The organism is Streptomyces longispororuber (assembly GCF_024448165.1).
Lineage (GTDB): Bacteria > Actinomycetota > Actinomycetes > Streptomycetales > Streptomycetaceae > Streptomyces > Streptomyces longispororuber_A.
Window position 1 is genome coordinate 1 of the sequence record NZ_JAMOLN010000213.1, and the last position, 16,744, is coordinate 16,744.

Annotated in this window: 13 protein-coding genes, 1 tRNA gene and 1 pseudogene; 5 read left to right on the top strand and 10 right to left on the bottom strand. The window is 67.6% G+C overall.

Going from position 1 to position 16,744, the window contains the following annotated elements:
- Together M4J07_RS39205 and M4J07_RS39210 are read left to right on the top strand one after the other, a co-directional pair.
- On the top strand, positions 1 to 681 hold a 681-nt coding region (locus tag M4J07_RS39205), incomplete at its 5' end, for a pyridoxal phosphate-dependent decarboxylase family protein (RefSeq protein ID WP_255980373.1).
- Positions 678 to 2,120 carry a lysine N(6)-hydroxylase/L-ornithine N(5)-oxygenase family protein gene (locus M4J07_RS39210; RefSeq protein WP_255980375.1) on the top strand — a complete coding sequence of 481 codons (1,443 nt, stop codon included), beginning with the start codon at positions 678 to 680 and terminating at the stop codon, positions 2,118 to 2,120. The genes M4J07_RS39205 and M4J07_RS39210, both read left to right, overlap by 4 nt.
- A 4-nt stretch (positions 2,121 to 2,124) precedes the next feature.
- Here M4J07_RS39210 and M4J07_RS39215 read toward each other — a convergent pair whose 3' ends face one another.
- Positions 2,125 to 3,933 (bottom strand): bifunctional metallophosphatase/5'-nucleotidase, encoded by a 1,809-nt coding sequence (locus tag M4J07_RS39215; RefSeq protein ID WP_255980377.1) that lies wholly within the window; start codon positions 3,931 to 3,933, stop codon positions 2,125 to 2,127.
- Positions 3,934 to 4,085: 152 nt separating this feature from the next.
- Between M4J07_RS39215 and M4J07_RS39220 the strand changes: the two genes are divergently transcribed.
- Together M4J07_RS39220 and pyk are read left to right on the top strand one after the other, a co-directional pair.
- Positions 4,086 to 4,799, top strand: coding sequence for an SIMPL domain-containing protein (locus M4J07_RS39220; protein ID WP_255980379.1), 714 nt, complete (start codon positions 4,086 to 4,088; stop codon positions 4,797 to 4,799).
- Between the two features lie 165 nt (positions 4,800 to 4,964).
- Positions 4,965 to 6,401 carry a pyruvate kinase gene (gene pyk / locus M4J07_RS39225; protein WP_255980381.1) on the top strand — a complete coding sequence of 479 codons (1,437 nt, stop codon included), beginning with the start codon at positions 4,965 to 4,967 and terminating at the stop codon, positions 6,399 to 6,401.
- 59 nt (positions 6,402 to 6,460) lie between these two features.
- Here the strand turns inward: pyk and M4J07_RS39230 are convergent, their stop codons facing one another.
- The 3 genes from M4J07_RS39230 to M4J07_RS39240 all read right to left on the bottom strand — a co-directional run bounded on the left by M4J07_RS39230 (position 6,461) and on the right by M4J07_RS39240 (position 9,444).
- Positions 6,461 to 8,362, bottom strand: a complete 1,902-nt coding sequence (locus M4J07_RS39230) for an alkyl/aryl-sulfatase (RefSeq protein ID WP_255980383.1) — start codon at positions 8,360 to 8,362, stop codon at positions 6,461 to 6,463.
- Between the two features lie 138 nt (positions 8,363 to 8,500).
- Entirely contained in the window at positions 8,501 to 9,265 is a 765-nt protein-coding gene (locus tag M4J07_RS39235) for a transcriptional regulator (protein WP_255980385.1), read from the bottom strand.
- A 106-nt stretch (positions 9,266 to 9,371) separates the two neighbouring features.
- Positions 9,372 to 9,444 (bottom strand) — tRNA-Leu (locus tag M4J07_RS39240).
- Positions 9,445 to 9,553: 109 nt separating this feature from the next.
- Between M4J07_RS39240 and M4J07_RS39245 the strand changes: the two genes are divergently transcribed.
- Positions 9,554 to 10,210, top strand: coding sequence for an ANTAR domain-containing response regulator (locus tag M4J07_RS39245; protein WP_255980387.1), 657 nt, complete (start codon positions 9,554 to 9,556; stop codon positions 10,208 to 10,210).
- 77 nt (positions 10,211 to 10,287) lie between these two features.
- Here the strand turns inward: M4J07_RS39245 and M4J07_RS39250 are convergent, their stop codons facing one another.
- The 6 genes and pseudogenes from M4J07_RS39250 to M4J07_RS39275 all read right to left on the bottom strand — a co-directional run.
- Complete coding sequence (locus M4J07_RS39250) at positions 10,288 to 11,004, bottom strand: ABC transporter ATP-binding protein (protein ID WP_255980389.1); 717 nt, start codon at positions 11,002 to 11,004, stop codon at positions 10,288 to 10,290.
- Positions 11,001 to 11,852: an ABC transporter ATP-binding protein gene (locus M4J07_RS39255; RefSeq protein ID WP_255980391.1), complete on the bottom strand. Its 852-nt coding sequence runs from the start codon at positions 11,850 to 11,852 to the stop codon at positions 11,001 to 11,003. Before M4J07_RS39255 ends, M4J07_RS39250 begins: the two co-directional genes overlap by 4 nt.
- Positions 11,853 to 11,857: 5 nt before the next feature.
- On the bottom strand, positions 11,858 to 13,660 hold the full coding sequence (locus tag M4J07_RS39260; protein ID WP_255980397.1) for a branched-chain amino acid ABC transporter permease: 1,803 nt from the start codon (positions 13,658 to 13,660) through the stop codon (positions 11,858 to 11,860).
- A gap of 5 nt (positions 13,661 to 13,665) precedes the next feature.
- Positions 13,666 to 14,598 carry a branched-chain amino acid ABC transporter permease gene (locus tag M4J07_RS39265; RefSeq protein WP_255980393.1) on the bottom strand — a complete coding sequence of 311 codons (933 nt, stop codon included), beginning with the start codon at positions 14,596 to 14,598 and terminating at the stop codon, positions 13,666 to 13,668.
- 122 nt (positions 14,599 to 14,720) lie between these two features.
- Positions 14,721 to 15,944, bottom strand: a complete 1,224-nt coding sequence (locus M4J07_RS39270) for a branched-chain amino acid ABC transporter substrate-binding protein (protein WP_255980395.1) — start codon at positions 15,942 to 15,944, stop codon at positions 14,721 to 14,723.
- A 380-nt stretch (positions 15,945 to 16,324) separates the two neighbouring features.
- Positions 16,325 to 16,744 (bottom strand): annotated as a pseudogene (locus M4J07_RS39275) (hypothetical protein); the annotation flags it as partial.

Here is a 16,744-nt window from a genome sequence, read left to right on the forward strand (position 1 = left end):
GCGGGCCTCATCGACCCGCTCCCCGAGATCGCCGACATCTGCGAACGGCACGGCGCACGCCTCCACATCGACGCCGCCTACGGCGCGGGACTCCTCTTCAGCGCCCGCCACGCCGCCCGCCTCCACGGCCTCACCCGCGCCCACACCGTCACCCTCGACCTGCACAAACTCGGCTGGCAGCCGGTCGCCGCCGGACTCCTCGCCGTCCGCGACCACACCGAGGCACACGCCCTCACCCACACCGCCGACTACCTCAACGCCGACGACGACACCGAAGCAGGACTGCCCGACCTCCTCGGCCGCTCCCTGCGCACCACCCGCCGACCCGACGTCCTCAAGACCGCCGTCACCCTCAAAGCACTCGGCCGCACCGGACTCGGCACCCTCGTCGACCACGTCGTCGCGGCAGCCCACCACCTGGCCCGCCTCGTCGACGCACACCCCGCACTGGAGCTGTACGACACCCCCACCCTCTCCACCGTCCTGTTCCGGCCCACCGGCGCGAGCGACGACACCGTCGCCACCATCCGCCGCGACCTCCTCACCGAAGGCCGCGCCGTCCTCGGCCGGGCCCGCATGGACGGCCGCCTCTGGCTCAAGGCCACCCTGCTCAACCCGCACACCGAACCCGGCGACCTCGCCGCGCTCCTGAAACTGGTGGAAGGACACACCCCCCGATGAAGCCCGAGGCAGCCGCGTCCGGCCCGCACCCCACCACCCCGCCCACCGAAGCACCCCGCGACCTCGTCGGCATCGGCATCGGCCCCTTCAACCTCTCCCTCGCCGCGCTCGCCCACCCCCTCACCGAACTCGACACCGCCTTCTACGACCAGCGCCCCGCCTTCCACTGGCACCCCGGCCTGCTCATCGACGGCGCCACCCTCCAAGTCCCGTTCCTCGCCGACCTGGTGACCCTCGCCGACCCGGCCAGCCACTGGACGTTCCTCAACTACCTCAAGACCCGCGAGCGCCTCTTCCCCTTCTACTTCGCCGAGCGCTTCCACATCCGGCGCGCCGAGTACGACGCCTACTGCCGCTGGGTCAGCGAGAACCTCCCCGGACTCCACTTCTCCCACCAGGTCGACGCCGTCCGCTGGAACCCCGAACGCACCCTGTTCGAGGTCGACTTCACCCAGCTCGACACCGACGGGGAAGCCGAAGCCCTAGGCCGCACCTACACCAGGAACATCGCCATCGGCGTCGGCACCGAGCCCTACGTCCCCGAACCCCTCAAACCCCTCGCCGACGCCCCCACCGTGCCCGTCATCCACTCCGCCGACTACCTCGCCCACCGCGACCGCCTCCTCGCCGCCGACCACGTCACCGTCATCGGCTCGGGACAGTCGGGCGCCGAGATCTTCCTCGACCTGCTCCGCGCCCGCCCCGCGGGCCACGAGAAGATCCACTGGCTCGCCCGCACCGAGGCGTTCGCCCCCATGGAGTACAGCAAGCTCGGCCTCGAACACTTCACCCCCGACTACACGCACTACTTCCACCAGCTGCCCGAAAGCGAGCGGGACCGCCTCGTCCCCGCCCAGTGGCAGCTCCACAAGGGCATCGACGCCGACACCATCGCCGCCATCCACGAGGAGCTCTACCAGCGCACCCTGCACGGCGGCTGGCCCGACGCCACCCTCACCCCCGGCGTCGCCGTCCGCACCGCCGGACGCGTCGCCACCACCAAGATCGAACTCCATCTGGAGCACCGCCGACAGGGCACCCGCTCCCGCCTCACCACCGACGCCGTCGTCCTCGCCACCGGCTACAAGGAGCGCCCTCTCGGCCGGATGCTCGCCGGACTCGACCCCTACCTCCGCCGCGACAGCGCCGAACGCCCCCGCATCGACGAGCAGTTCCGCCTCGTCCTCGACGACAGCGTCCAGGGCGCCGTCTACGTACAGAACGCCGAGCGCCACACCCACGGCGTCGGCGCCCCCGACCTCGGACTCGCCGCCTGGCGCAGCGCCACCATCCTCAACACCCTCACCGGCAAGGACCCCTACCCCCAGCCGCAGCGCACCGCCTTCACCACCTTCGGCCTCACCGGACACGAACACCGCGCCCCCCGGCCCGGACAGCAGGCGGGGGAGCGCGGCACCCTGGTCAAACTCCAGGACTAACAGCTCACGAGGCGAACACCGGCGTCCCGTCCCGCGTCAGCTTCCAGTCCACCGAAGCGAAATCGGCCGGGTCGAGGACGCCCTTCGCCGTCACCCACTCCGCGATCCGCGTCCGGATCTCCGTCGACTCCGACCACAGCTCCTGCGCCGACGCCACGTGCGGGAACGCGCCACCACCGTTCGCCCGGTAGTTGTTCACCGCGAACACGAACTTCGCCGCGTCGTCCAGAGCCGCACCCTGGAACGTCACGTTCTTGATCCGCGACCCCGCCGGCTGCGCGATGTCGATGTCGTACGAAAGACCCGACACGTAGTCGTAGTTGTAGTCCGGCCGGTTGTTCGCGTTCGTCAGCTTCTCCACGTCGACGACCGCACCCGCCGCCGTCTGCACGAAGTACTCCGCCGAGTACTCCAGGTACGCCCGCACCTGCGCACCCGTCATCAACTTCGCGACCAGCGTGTTGTCGTACACGTACAGACCCGACAGATCCCGGATCGTCACCTCGCCCGCCGGGATCTCCGACGTACGCGAGAACGGCGACGCCTGCGACAGCACCGGCAGCGACGCGTACTCCGTCGACTTCAGCGCCTCCGTCACCACATCCGCCTGCACCTTGTTGATCAGATCGATGATCGGCGCGTCCTTGTAGCGGGCATCGACGGTCGTCAGCGTCGTCGTCGCCCGGCCCACCACCTGGTTCACGTACTTCACGACCAGCGCGTGCTCGTCCGCGAGCAGCTTCGTGATCTTCGGGTCGTCCGCCACCGCGTTCGAGTTCAGCAGCTTCGACGACGCCGACGTCACCGTCCAGCGACCCTTGTCCCACTCCAGCTCGAAGTCGAACAGCGCGAGCCGCTCCGCGTAACACAGCGGCTCCGCCAGAACGACCTGCCTGCCGGTCCGCTCGTTCGTCACCAACTGCTGCGCGATCTCCACATGCGCGTGCCCGACCAGGATCGCGTCGATCCCCGGCACCTTCGCCGCCACGCTCGCCGCCGCGTTCTCCACATACGGCAGCTGGTCACCCCACGACGACGTGCCCGACGCACCCGAGTGCGCCGACACGATCACCACGTCCGCACCCATCGAGCGCAGCTTCGGCACCCACTTCGCCGCCTGCTCCTCAAGACCGGGGAACTTCAGCACCCCCTGCACGTACGCCTTGTCCCAGATCGCGATCCCCGGATTCGTCAGCCCCAGGATCGCCACCTTCACGTCCTTGCCGTGCGGCGTACGCATCGTCTTCATCACGTACGGACGGAACGCCGGCTGCTCCGTCTTCGCGTCCACCGCGTTCGCGCCGAGCAGCGGGAAACGCAGCTGCGACTCGAACTTGCGCAGCGTGTCGATGCCGTAGTTGAACTCGTGGTTGCCCAGCGCCGCCGCGTCGTAGCCGATCGCGTTCATCGCCTGCGCCATCGGGTGCACGGGCCCGTTCGCCGCCGTGATCGGGTCCACCCGCGCGAAGTAGTACGTCAGCGGCGTGCCCTGGATCGTGTCACCCGCGTCGATCAGCAGCGTGTTCCCGCGGCCCTTCTCCTTGCGCACCCGGTCCACCAGCGTCGAGATCCGCGCCAGGCCCTGCGCGTTGCCCGCCGCGTCCGCGTAGTCCGCGTTCTTGAAGTAGTCCCAGTTGAAGACGTGCCCGTGCAGATCCGTCGTCCCCATGACCGTGAACGAGTACCGCTTCCGCTTCTTCGGCCCGTGCGCCGGAGCGGCCTCGGCGGCCGGTGCGACGACCGCACCCGTGAGCGCGGCACCCGCGCCCGTCGCGGCGGATCTCGTCAGGAACTTACGGCGGTTCAACGGCATCGCGGATCTCCCCTGGAGCAACGCTCGACAACAGATGTAACGCGCGTAGATTCTGGCCCCTCCAGCCGCCGTAAACCAGACCCGGAAGGTTTCGATCAGGTGACCTGACGTCGAACCCGGACCGCACCACGGCCCGGTGCGACAGTGGACCCATGGCCAACGACGACCCGAACACCGACGCCACCGCCGTCCCCTACGGCACACCGCAGGCCCCCCGCATCGCTGTCCGCGGCGAAGCCCACCTCGAAGCCGAACCCGAACTCGCCCGCATCGGCATCACCGTCACCGCCCGCGGCACCGACCGCCGCACCGCCCTCGACGACCTCACCCACCGCAACACGACCGCCCTGGATCTGGTGAAGTCCTACGGTGAAGCCGTGGAGAAACTCGAAACCGGCACCTTCTCCATCACCCCCGAACTCACCAAACACGGCCGCGGCGAACGCATCCGCACCTACCACGGCCGCGTCCACATCACCGCCGAACTCACCGACTTCACCGCACTCGGCGAACTCACCACCCGCCTGGCCGACCTCGACCTCACCCGCGTCGACGGCCCCTGGTGGTCCCTGCGCCCCACCTCGCCCATCCACGCCCAGGCGCGGCAGCAAGCCGTCCGCGAAGCCGTCCAGCGCGCCCGCGAATACGCCGACGCCCTCGGCACCACCCTTGCCGCCCTCGTCGAACTCGCCGACATCGGCGCCGAAGGCCGCGTCGCCCGCTTCGACCGCGCCATGGTCCCCACCTCCGCCGCGTTCGCCGGCACCGTCGACGACACCCCCGCCGAGCTCGACCTCGAACCCGGACGGCAACACGTCCACGCGGCCGTCAACGCCCGCTTCACCCTCCACCCGCCCACGCTGTGAGACCGACCTGTGAGCAACGCATTACCCTCGGAAATCGCTCATCAGAGCACCCCGCCGCGCAAATTCAAAACTTGGCGGCCCTTGTCAATAACCCTTCATGCAAAGGTGGTTGAGTAGTCATACCCATCCAATTCTCTACCCACCGGTAGGGCCTAGGCTCGAAGCATGCGCCGAGCAAAGATCGTCTGTACTTTGGGCCCCGCCACCGACTCGTACGAGCAGATCAAGGCACTCGTAGAAGCCGGAATGGACGTAGCCCGCTTCAACCTCAGCCACGGCACCTACGCCGAACACGAGGAGCGCTACCAGCGCGTGCGAAAGGCCTCCGACGAGACCGGCCGCAGCGTCGGCATCCTCGCCGATCTTCAAGGCCCGAAGATCCGACTCGGCCGCTTCAGCGAAGGACCCGTACTCCTTGAACGCGGCGACGAGTTCACCATCAGCGTCGAGGACGGCATCCAGGGCGACCGCCAGACCTGCGGAACCACCTACAGCGGCCTCGCCGACGACGTCACCCCTGGCGAGCGCATCCTCGTCGACGACGGCAAGGTGAGCCTCGAAGTCACCGGCGTCGACGGCCCCCGCGTCCGCACCGAAGTCGTCGAAGGCGGCATGGTCTCCGACCACAAGGGCCTCAACCTCCCCGGCGTCGCCGTCTCCGTCCCCGCCCTCTCCGACAAGGACGAGGCCGACCTCCGCTGGGCCCTGCGCACCGGAGCCGACATCATCGCCCTCTCCTTCGTCCGCACCGGCCGCGACATCGAGGACGTCCACCGCATCATGGCCGAGGAGGGCCGCCACCTCCCCGTCATCGCCAAGGTGGAAAAGCCCCAGGCCGTCGACAACATCGAGGACATCGTCGCCGCATTCGACGGCATCATGGTCGCCCGCGGCGACCTCGGCGTCGAAATGCCACTCGAACAAGTCCCGATCGTGCAGAAGCGCGCCATCAAACTCGCCAAGCGCAATGCGAAACCCGTCATCGTCGCCACACAAATGCTCGACTCGATGATCGACAACTCGCGACCCACGAGGGCCGAAGCCAGCGACGTCGCCAACGCCGTCATCGACGGCACCGACGCCGTCATGCTCTCCGGCGAGACCAGCGTCGGAAAATACCCCGTCGAAACCGTCGCCACGATGGCCCGCATCGTCGAAGCCGCCGAAGAGGACATCCTCGCCAAGGGCCTCCCGCCCCTGACCGAACGCAACAAGCCCCGCACCCAGGGCGGCGCCGTCGCCCGCGCCGCGGCCGAAATGGGCGACTTCCTCGGCGCGAAGTTCCTCGTCGCCTTCACCCAGTCCGGCGACACCGTCAAGCGCCTCTCCCGCTACCGCTCCCCGATCCCCCTGCTCGCCTTCACCCCCGTCCCGGCCACCCGCTCCCAGCTCAACCTCACCTGGGGCGTCGAGACCTTCCTCGGCCCCCACGTGGACTCCACGGACGCGATGGTCTCCCAGGTCGACGAGCAACTCCTCAAGATCGGCCGCTGCAAGAAGGGCGACATCGTCGTCATCACCGCCGGCTCCCCGCCCGGCGTCACCGGCTCCACCAACCTCGTCCGCGTCCACCACATCGGCGAGGACGACACCCCCAAGTAGGCGCTCCCTGAACGCAGTTGGGGCCGCACCCGGACATCCCGGGTGCGGCCCCGTCGCGTCTACGGAGTCACGATCGCGAAATTCGGATCCGGCTTGTCGACGACGGCGAGCAGCTTCTGCAACAACGACACATCACCTTCGACCCTGATCTCACCCAGCCCCTTCCCACCCAACAAGGCCAGCAACTGCGCCTTGGTCATGGTCAGCGTGACCCCGGCACCCGGATCACCCTCGGCATCACTCCGATACGTCAGCACACCGTTCTGCACCGTCAGGTGATACACGACGCCGAGCACCGGAAAACTCCAGTCCATCGCGATCCGCAGATCCCACGCCTCCGGACCATTGATCCGAATGGCCACCGAATCTATGAGCTGATCCACGCTCAACGCCATCATCATCGTCGGACTCACCGTCGACGACTCGCCCTGCCGCACCCCCTCCGTCAGCTCCAGCGCCCCCGTGAGATAGAAGTTCCGCCACACGGCGTTCTCCGTCGCGTACCCCAACTTGGTGTACACCCGGGCCAGTTCGGACTTCGCGGCCCGATGCCCCGGATCGGCGAACACGACATGGTTGAGCAGCGTCGCCGCGAACCGCAGATCCCCCTCCCGCGCGAACGCCCTCGCCTTCGCGACCGTCGCCGACCGCCCGCCCATCGCCTTCACGTACCGCTTCGCCTCATCGACCGGAGGATGCTCCCAGAGATGGGCGGGATTCGCGTCGAACCACCCCATGTACCGCTGATAGATCCCCTTCACGTTGTGACTCAGCGACCCGTAATACCCACGGTTCGCCCACCCCTCCAGGGCAGGCGGCAGCTTGATCTCCTCCGCAATCTCCCGACCCGTCATCCCCAGATTGATCATCCGCAGCGTCTGGTCGTGCATATACGCATACAAGTCCCGCTGCTGCGTCAGCAGTTCAGTGATCTCGGCCCCGCCCCACGTCGGCCAGTGATGCGAAGCGAACGCCACGTCGACACGGCCGTCGAACAACCCGATCGACTCGTCCAGATAGTGCGCCCACTCACGAGCGTCCCGCACCTGCGCGCCCCGCAGCGTGATGACGTTGTGCATCGTGTGCGTCGCGTTCTCCGCCATGCACACCGCCCGCAGATCGGGGAACACGAAGTTCATCTCCGCGGGGGCCTCGGTCCCCGGCGTCATCTGGAACTCGATCCGCACCCCGTCGAACGTCTCGACCTGCCCGGTCCGCGTGATGCTCCTGGTCGGCGCGATCAGCCCCACCGTCCCCAGCGACACGTTCTGCCCCAGACCACAACCCACCTGCCCCTTCGCCGACTTGGGCAGATGCGCGCCGTACATGTACCCGGAACGCCGCGTCATCGCCGTACCGGCGTACACGTTCTCGGACACCGCGTGCTCAAGGAAACCTTCGGGCGCGACCACGGGGACGTCCCCGGCCCCGTCCGGCAGCACGCCGTACGCGCCGCCGAAGTGATCGACGTGCGGATGCGTGTAGATCAGCGCCGTGACCTTCTTGCCGGCGGCGTCGCGGTGGTCCCGGTACAGCTTCAGCGCGGCGGCGGCCGTCTCGGCGGAGATCAGCGGGTCGATGACGATGAGACCGGTGTCGCCCTCCACGATCGTCATGTTGGAGAGATCGAGCCCACGGACCTGGTAGATCCGGTCGGTGACCTTGTAAAGCCCCTGCTTACGGACGAGCTGGGACTGCCGCCACAAGCTCTTGTCCACCGTGGTCGGCGCATCCTTCTTCAGGAAGTCGTACGCGTCGTTGTCCCAGACCACTTTGCCGGCGGCGTTCTTGACCACGCCGGGCGTGAGGGCAGCGATGAAGCCCCGGTCGGCGTTGGTGAAGTCCACGTCGTCGTCGGCGGCCGTGCCGAGGGTGGACGCGGCCGCGGGGCTCACCGCGACGGCAGCGGCTGCGGCACCGGTCGCTGCCGCGATGAAATGGCGCCGGTTGATCGGGCTCATGCGTACCTCTTCGGACGACTGGGGTGGATGTGACCCCGAAGATCGTCGGAGGCGGGCGGCCGGGTCAAGGCTTCACCGGGGATTTGGGGCAGGTCCCAGGGGGTGGCCTGGGCCCCTGTGACCGGTCATATTGCGGGCTCAGTACTTGGGGCCCACGTGGGTGTCCATGAGGGCTACGGCTTCTTTGCGGGCGATGGAGATGTTCTGGCGGTTTGCCTGCTTCCAGGCGACGCCTAGCTTGTCGAGGGTGTCGGTGAAGAGGCCGGTGATGTCGGCGGACAGGTTGGTGAAGAAATACCGCGGGTACTCGTAGCGCTTCCGCTCGCCGTGGACCAGGCGAGTGGCCCAGTTCGTGATGCGGCAGCCGTCGGAGTGGACGAGACCCCGGACGAACTCCCACGGGTGAGCATCGACGATCTCCTGTTGCCAGGGTTCGAGCGCGATCTTGCGGTCGTGCTTCTTGCCGGGGCCATGCTGGGGGAAGAAGCACGGCCAGTGGTTGCTGTAGCAGGTCACGTACTGGCAGCCCTGGCGCTGTACCCGGAAGACCTTGTTGGCGGGGCGCATCGCTTGCATGGCTTCAGCGCACGCGTCGATCAGGCCGGGCCATGCGTCGGCGCAGGCGATGCGGAGGAAGTATGTGCCGCGCCGGAGGCGGCTGATGCAGCCATCACCGAGGTAGAGGCCGAGGAGATACGAGTACGCGGCCGGGTCCTCCAGGGCTCGCGGCGCCCCGTCGCATCTGGGGCATGGGCTGGCCCGGTGCCGGCCGAGCGGTTCGACGCGGACCTGCCAGGACCGGATCGTGGCCCGCGAGATCCCTGTCTCCTTGCTGACCGAATTCAGGCTGCGCCCCTGTTCCACCAGCGCCAGTGCCCGTCTGCGTGTGCTCACGTCGTACATGCGGGCAGCCTGTGAGATCGGTCGCCCCGACGCGCAGCAAAAAGCGGATGTTCACGAGAACGTGAACATCCGCTTCTGATGGCCAACCTTTGAATCAAAGGAAAAGTGCCCCGAGTCGGATTCGAACCGACGCTGTATGGGTTTTGAATCCATGGCCTCTACCGCTGGGCTACCGGGGCTTACCTGTGAATTCCAGGTTGGTGGCCACCCACCGCGACATCACCTTACCGCAGCTAGGTAGGCTCTTGGGAGCAGTACCCCCGCCCTGCTCAACCAAGGAGCGCCCCCGTGACCGCCCCCGAGTCGCCCCAGCCCGTTGACGCCGTCGACGACGACAAGTCGCACGTGCCTCCGCTGACGACCCGTGTCGTCATCGCCGAGGACGAGGCCTTGATCCGCCTCGATCTCAAAGAGATGCTCGAGGAAGAGGGCTACACCGTCGTGGGCGAGGCCGGTGACGGTGAGCAGGCCATCGAGCTGGCCCGTGAGCACAAGCCGGACCTGGTGATCCTCGACGTGAAGATGCCGAAGATGGACGGCATCAGCGCGGCGGAGAAGATCGCCGAGGAGTCGATCGCGCCGGTGCTGATGCTGACCGCGTTCTCGCAGCGTGATCTCGTGGAGCGGGCGCGTGACGCCGGTGCCATGGCGTATCTGGTGAAGCCGTTCAGCAAGAGTGACGTGGTGCCCGCGATCGAGATGGCGGTGTCGCGGTTCACGGAGCTGAAGACGCTGGAGAAGGAGGTCGCGGACCTCACGCAGCGGCTGGAGACGCGGAAGCTGGTGGACCGGGCGAAGTCGATTCTGCAGACGGAGTACGGGCTGACGGAGCCTGCCGCGTTCCGTTGGATCCAGAAGACGTCGATGGACCGGCGGCTGTCGATGCAGCAGGTGGCCGAGGCGGTCATCGAGGATGCTGCGGAGAAGAAGGCGGCGAAGGGCTAGTACGTCCCTTGATCATGGCTGAGGCCCGCGACCCCGGAAGGGGTGCGGGCCTCAGTCGTAGGCGGAGGTAGAGGGGCTCAGTCCTCGCCGAGGTAGGCCTTGCGCACGGATTCGTCGTGGAGGAGGTCCTGGCCGGTGCCGGACAGGACGATGGAGCCGACTTCCATGACGTGTCCCTGGTCGGCCAGGGAGAGGGCGGCCTGGGCGTTCTGTTCGACGAGGAGGATCGTCGTGCCCTGGGCCTTGAGTTCGGCGATGGTGGCCATGATCTTCTGCATCATGATGGGGGAGAGGCCCATGGAGGGCTCGTCCAGCATGAGGAGTTTGGGCTGGGACATGAGGGCGCGGCCCATGGCGAGCATCTGCTGTTCGCCGCCGGAGAGGGTGCCTGCGGCCTGCTTCCTGCGTTCGCCCAGGATGGGGAAGAGGTCGTAGGCGCGCTGCATGTCCTTCTCGATGCCTGCCGAGTCCTTGCGGAGGAAGGCGCCGAGCTGGAGGTTCTCGGCGATGGACAGGCGGGGGAAGATCCTGCGGCCCTCGGGGGAGTGGGCGAGGCCCATCGCGACGATCTTGTGGGCGGGTACGCCGTTCAGCGGCTGGCCGTTGAACATGATCTTGCCGCTGAGGGGCTTCAGGAGTCCGGAGAGGGTGCGCAGGGTCGTCGTCTTGCCGGCGCCGTTGGTGCCGATGAGGGTGACGACCTGGCCTTCTTCGACGCTGAAGGAGATGCCCTTGACGGCTTCGATCTTGCCGTAGGCGACCTTGAGGTCTTCGACCTCGAGGAGTGCGGTCACTGGTCGTTCCCTTCCGAGGAGCCTTCTGCGGCGTGGACTTCGGCCGCTTCGACCTCTTGGAGCGCGGCGTCCTCGGGGGCGCCTTCGAAGGGGGTGCCGAGGTAGGCGGCGATGACGCGTTCGTCGCCCTGGACGACGTCGCTGGTCCCTTCCACGAGCTTTTCGCCCTGGACCAGTACGGCTACGCGGTCGCAGAGGTTGAAGATGAAGCGCATGTCGTGCTCGATGACGAGGACGGCGATGCCCTTGTCGCGGATGGCGAAGACGAGCTCCTCCGTCGCGCGGGTTTCCTGGGGGTTCATGCCGGCGGTCGGCTCGTCGAGGAGCAGGAGGCCGGGTTCGCTGGCGAGGGCGCGGGCGATCTCCAGCTTGCGCTGCTCTCCGTAGGGGAGGCTGCGGGCGAGGTGGTCGCGCTTGTGGGCGAGGCCGATGAACTCCAGGAGTTCCATCGCGCGTTCCTCGGAGGCGGCTTCGGCCTTCTTGAAGCCGGGGCCGCGCAGGAGGGCGGACCAGAGGCCTTCCTTGGTGCGGGTGTGGCGGCCGACGAGGACGTTCTCCAGAACGGTCATGTTGGCGAAGAGCCGGATGTTCTGGAAGGTGCGGGCCATGCCGGCCTGGGTGACCAGGTGGGGCTTGGGCGGGAGGACGGATCCTTTGTAGGAGACCTTGCCCTCGGTGGGGATGTAGAGGCCGGTGAGGCAGTTGAAGAAGGTGGTTTTTCCTGCCCCGTTGGGTCCGATGAGGCCGACGATCTCGCCTTCGGAGACGGTGAGGTCGACGGAGCGGACGGCGGTGAGGCCGCCGAAGCGCATGGTGACGCCGCTGGCTTCGAGGACGGTGTTGGTCATGGTGGTCACGCCCCTGCCTTGGTCGCCTTGGTGGCGCCGATGGTGCCTTCGGGCAGGCTCTGTTGTTCGGGGATGTCGAGTTGGCCGGTCTCGTGGAATTCGAGCTGGCGGCGGCGGTTGGCGATGATGCCTTCGGGGCGGAAGCGCATGAGGAGGATGAGTGCGATGCCGAAGGCGAGGAGCTCGTAGTTCTTGAGGAAGCTGAGCTTCTCGGGGATGAGGTAGAGCAGGCTGGCGCCGAGGAGGGGGCCGCTGACCGTGCCCATGCCGCCGAGGACGACCGCGGCGAGCAGGAACGCGGAGTTGGGCGGTGCGGCGCCGGCGAACTGGTACGGGGTGGGGACGACGGAGTAGCTGACGTGGGCGCTGACGGTGCCGGCGAGTCCGGCGAGTGCGGCGCCGAGGGCGAAGGCGACGAGCTTGACGCGGAAGCCGTTGATGCCCATGGCGGTGGCGGCGGTCTCGTCCTCGCGGATGGCGACCCAGGAGCGGCCGATGCGGGAGTCGGCGGCGCGGGTGAAGACGAGGACGACGATGGCCGTGAAGACCAGCATCAGCAGGAAGTAGTTGGCGAACCGGCCGAGGGTGAAGCCGGCGATGACATGGGGTTCGCCGAGGTTGAATCCGAGGATCTCGAGGTCGGGGATGTTGGCGATGCCGTTGGGGCCGTTGGTGATGTCGGGTCCGGAGGAGCCGTCGAGGTTGTTGACGGCGATGCGGAAGATTTCTCCGAAGCCGAGGGTGACGATGGCCAGGTAGTCGCCGCGCAGTCGCAGGGTGGGTGCGCCGATGAGGACGCCGAAGATGAGTGAGGCGGCCATGCCGACCAGGACGGCGCCCCAGAAGGGGAGTTGGGTGCCGGAAAAGCGGGAGTACTCGGATCCGGAGACGAGTGCGGCCGCGTAGGCGCCGACGCCGAGGAAGGCGACGTAGCCGAGGTCGAGGAGGCCGGTGAGGCCGACGACGATGTTCAGGCCGAGGGCGACGGTGGCGAAGATGAGGATGTTGACGCCGATGTTGGCGTTGTGGTCCTCGGACTGGGTGAAGGGGAAGACGGCCGCGGCGAGGAAGGCCATGGAGGTGGCGAATCCCTTGTGGCGGGCGTTGAGGGAGGAGAATCGGTCGGTGAGTCCGGCGGCGAAGACGGCCCAGGTGGCGAAGAGGACGAGCAGCATGAATCCGCTGAAGGTCTCGCCGTATTCGTCGTCGGGGGTGCCGATGCCGTAGGTGAAGACGATGAGGCCGAGGGCGAGGCAGAGGGTGATGATGATGCGTTCGGCCCAGGCGGGGACTTCGTGGGCGGCCGGGATGTCGTCGGCCTTGGCGAAGTAGGACTTCCAGGTGTCTCCGGGGCGGGGGAGTGCGAGTGCGCCGAGGACGGGGAGGAGGCTGGCGACGGCTGCGACGTAGCCGCCGGGTTCGAGGTTGGCGAGGCCGCCGAGCTCGATGGTGATGGCGAGGACCGTGTACCAGGTGACGGCGAAGGCGGCCAGGGCCATCAGGAAGACGGGTCCGTTGGCGCGGGCGGGGTTGAGCCAGCGCAGTCCTCGTACGTTCCAGAGGGTGAGGGCGTAGAGGAGGGTGAGGATGCCGCCGGTGAGGGTGAGGAGCTGGAGGCCTGCGGGGTAGCCGGTGACGGTGAGGTCGCCGGGGAATTCGCTGGTCCAGGTCCAGGCGAGCATGGTGCTGGCCATGGTGGCGACGGCGCCGACGGCGATGAGGATGCGGGCGGCGCCTGCGGGGAGCGGGATGACCGGGGTGCCCTGGGCGCCCTGGGGGGCGCCGGTCGTTTTCGTGGTGTCGGTCATCGTGGTCACGCCCTGTCCGCGACGCGTTCGCCGAGTAGGCCTTGTGGCCTGAAGAGGAGGACGAGGATGAGCAGGATGAAGGCCCAGACGGAGGCCCAGCCCTGGCCGCCGAACTGGTCCATGCCGGGGATGTCGGCGATGTAGGCGGTGGCGAGGCCTTCGGCGAGGCCGAGGACGAGGCCGCCGAGCATGGCGCCGTAGATGTTGCCGATGCCGCCGAGGACGGCGGCGGTGAAGGCCTTGAGTCCGGCGACGAAGCCCATGTCGTAGGTGACGGAGCCGACGCGGAAGCCGTAGGCGACGCCGGCGACGGCGGCGAAGAAGCCGCCGATGGCGAAGGCGATCACGATGATGCGGTTGGTGTCGATGCCCATGAGCTGGGCGGTGTCCGGGTCCTGTGCCGTGGCCTGCATGGCGCGTCCGGTGCGGGAGGTGCGGACGAAGAAGGCGAGGGAGGCCATGCAGACGGGGGCGGCGATGAGGACGAACAGTTCACCGGACTGGATCTTGAGGTTGTCGGTGATGTCGAAGGCGCCGCCGGGCAGGGTGGGGAAGACGCGGGGGTTCTCGGCGTCGGGGTACCAGTTGAAGACGGCCTGCTGGAGTGCGAGGGAGAGGCCGATGGCGGTGATGAGGGGTGCGAGGCGTGGTGCGCCTCTGAGTGGTCGGTAGGCGAACCGTTCCGCTCCCACCGCGATGAGGACGGCGACGAGGCCGCCGCCGATCAGCATGAGCGGGAGGGCAATCCACATGGATATGCCGTCGGGCAGGATGAGATAGGTGGTGAGGGCGCCGAAGCCGCCCGTCATGAAGATCTCGCCGTGGGCGAAGTTGATGAGCTGGACGATGCCGTACACCATCGTGTAGCCGATGGCGATGAGCCCGTACATCGAGCCGAGGATCAGCCCGTTGGCCAGCTGTTGCGGCAGAGTGTGCACCGCATGGCCTCCATGTGGGTGCGGAGAGTGACTGGTGGTAGGGGTAGGGCCGCGCGGTGACGGGTCGTCGTGGCCGCGCGGCCCTGGGTGGTGCTCAGTTCATGCGGTGCTGCAGCGTGGCGTCAGCCGGTCTTGACGGACTTCCACTCGCCCTTGGTGGCCTGGTACAGGGTGAGGGTCTTGTTCTTGGTGTCGCCGTACTCGTCGAAGCCGACGGGGCCCGCGATGCCTTCGAAGCTGATCTTCTGGACCTCGTCGACGACCTTCTGGCGGGCGTCGGCGGGGACCTTTCCGTCCTTCACGACGTTGCCGATGGCCTTGATGATGGCGGTGGCGGCGTCGTAGGAGTAGCCGCCGTAGGTGCCGTAGTCGCCCTTGTAGCCACCGGACTTGTACTTGTCGATGAATTCCTTGGCGGCCGGCAGGGTGTCGACCGGGACGCCGACGGAGGTGACGAGGTCGCCCTCGGCGGCCTTGCCGGCGGTCTTGATGTAGGTCGGGGTGAACATGCCGTCGCCGCCCATGAGCGGGATCTTGGCGCCGGCGTCCTTGAGCTGCTTGGTGAGGACCTGCGACTCGTCGTACTGGCCGCCGTAGTAGAGCAGTTCGGCGCCGGAGTTCTTGACCTTGGTGACGAGGGTCGCGAAGTCCTTGTCGCCCACGTTGACGTGGTCGGTGCCGACGACCTTGCCGCCCGCTTCCTTGTACTTCTTGGCGAAGATGCCGGCGAGGCCGGCGCCGTAGGTCTGCTTGTCGTCGACGACGAAGACCTTCTTCTTCTTGAGGGTCTTGTAGACGTAGTCGGCGGAGAAGCCGCCCTGTACCTCATCGGTGATGGCGGTACGGAAGTAGGTCTTGAAGGGGCGGGTCTTGTCGCCGGAGACCCAGTTCTTGCCCTGCGTGAGCTCGGGGGCCGTGTTGGACGGCGAGATCTCGACGAGGTTCGCGGCGGCGAAGACCTTCTGCATGGTCTGGGCGACACCGGAGTTGAGGGGGCCGACGACGCCGAGGACGTCCTTGTTGGCGACCAGTTCCGAGGCGTTCTGCTGGCCGGTCGGCGGCAGGGCCTTGTCGTCGAGGGCCTTGACCTTGAAGGTGACGCCGGGGACGAGCTTCTTGTCGTTGGCGTCCTTCACGGCGATCTCGACGCCGGACTTGATGCCGAGGCCGGTGGCGGAGTTCTGGCCGGTGAGGGGCGCGTCGACGCCGATCACGACGGTGGTGTTGCCCCCGCCCTTGTCGCCGTCACTGCCCTTGTCGTCGCGCGATCCGCAGGCGGTGAGCGTGAGTGCTCCGGTGGTGAGCACGGTCGTGAGTATGAGCAGAGAACGGTGTCGCACGATCATTCCTCTCCCTGGCGCGGCTTCCGGGATCGGAAGCCGTGAGTCTCGCCGGGCCGTACTGGGTGGTACAGGGGCCGTGCAATGAACGCGCCCGGCGGCGCGGTGACTGGCCGTGACTATAAGCGCAGGTGGGGGAGTGGGGGACCGGAGGAGGTCAGGCTGTGACGCTCTTGTTATGCCGGGGCGAGTTCGGGTGGGTGCAGTGTGGGCGAATGGGACTTATGTGGACGGCAACCAGTTGTTCACATACCGAGAACTCCCAGTTCCGCTAAGGAACTTGAATTGATCTTGATCCTTACGGGGCGCGCGCGGGGGTGCCGCGCGCCGGGGGTGTGTGGGGGGATTTGGGGGCGTGCGTGCGATGGCGTGAGGCTTGCATTGCTTCATTGCGACAGAGGTAACTGAGTGTTACTGCCATGTGAGATCGGCCGGAGGGTTCCGGCGAGCGGCGCCGGTGCCGGGGGCGGCATCGCGGGGCCGCAGTTGGCGCGCAGGAAGGCGAGCAGGTCGCGGCTGAGCGGGTCGCCGAAGACGAAGCTGTGCTGCTGCTGTGCGCGCTGGTTGCGCAGGGTCAGTTCCAGGCGGGGCTGGTCGAGGTCGCGGGGGAGTCCGGGGCAGTGGTAGATGGAGAGCCAGACGACGAGGAACCGGGGCTCGCCCGCCTTCACTGTCAGTGGCAGCCGCGGTGTGGTGGAGGCTCCCAATTCGGGGATCCAGGCGTCCAGTCGGCGCAGGGTCACCGGGCTGCCCGAGCTGACCCGGACGGTGAACCGGAACGTTCCGTTCTCCATGCCGGGGCCGTC

Excerpts from the sequence above, each read along its gene's own strand:
- M4J07_RS39255 (WP_255980391.1), bottom strand. The coding sequence starts at position 11,852 with ATGACCAACACCGTCCTCGAAGCCAGCGGCGTCACCATGCGCTTCGGC.
- M4J07_RS39215 (WP_255980377.1), bottom strand. The coding sequence starts at position 3,933 with ATGCCGTTGAACCGCCGTAAGTTCCTGACGAGATCCGCCGCGACGGGC.
- M4J07_RS39230 (WP_255980383.1), bottom strand. The coding sequence starts at position 8,362 with ATGAGCCCGATCAACCGGCGCCATTTCATCGCGGCAGCGACCGGTGCC.
- M4J07_RS39220 (WP_255980379.1), top strand. The coding sequence starts at position 4,086 with ATGGCCAACGACGACCCGAACACCGACGCCACCGCCGTCCCCTACGGC.
- M4J07_RS39235 (WP_255980385.1), bottom strand. The coding sequence starts at position 9,265 with ATGTACGACGTGAGCACACGCAGACGGGCACTGGCGCTGGTGGAACAG.
- M4J07_RS39270 (WP_255980395.1), bottom strand. The coding sequence starts at position 15,944 with ATGATCGTGCGACACCGTTCTCTGCTCATACTCACGACCGTGCTCACC.
- pyk (WP_255980381.1), top strand. The coding sequence starts at position 4,965 with ATGCGCCGAGCAAAGATCGTCTGTACTTTGGGCCCCGCCACCGACTCG.
- M4J07_RS39260 (WP_255980397.1), bottom strand. The coding sequence starts at position 13,660 with ATGACCGACACCACGAAAACGACCGGCGCCCCCCAGGGCGCCCAGGGC.
- M4J07_RS39210 (WP_255980375.1), top strand. The coding sequence starts at position 678 with ATGAAGCCCGAGGCAGCCGCGTCCGGCCCGCACCCCACCACCCCGCCC.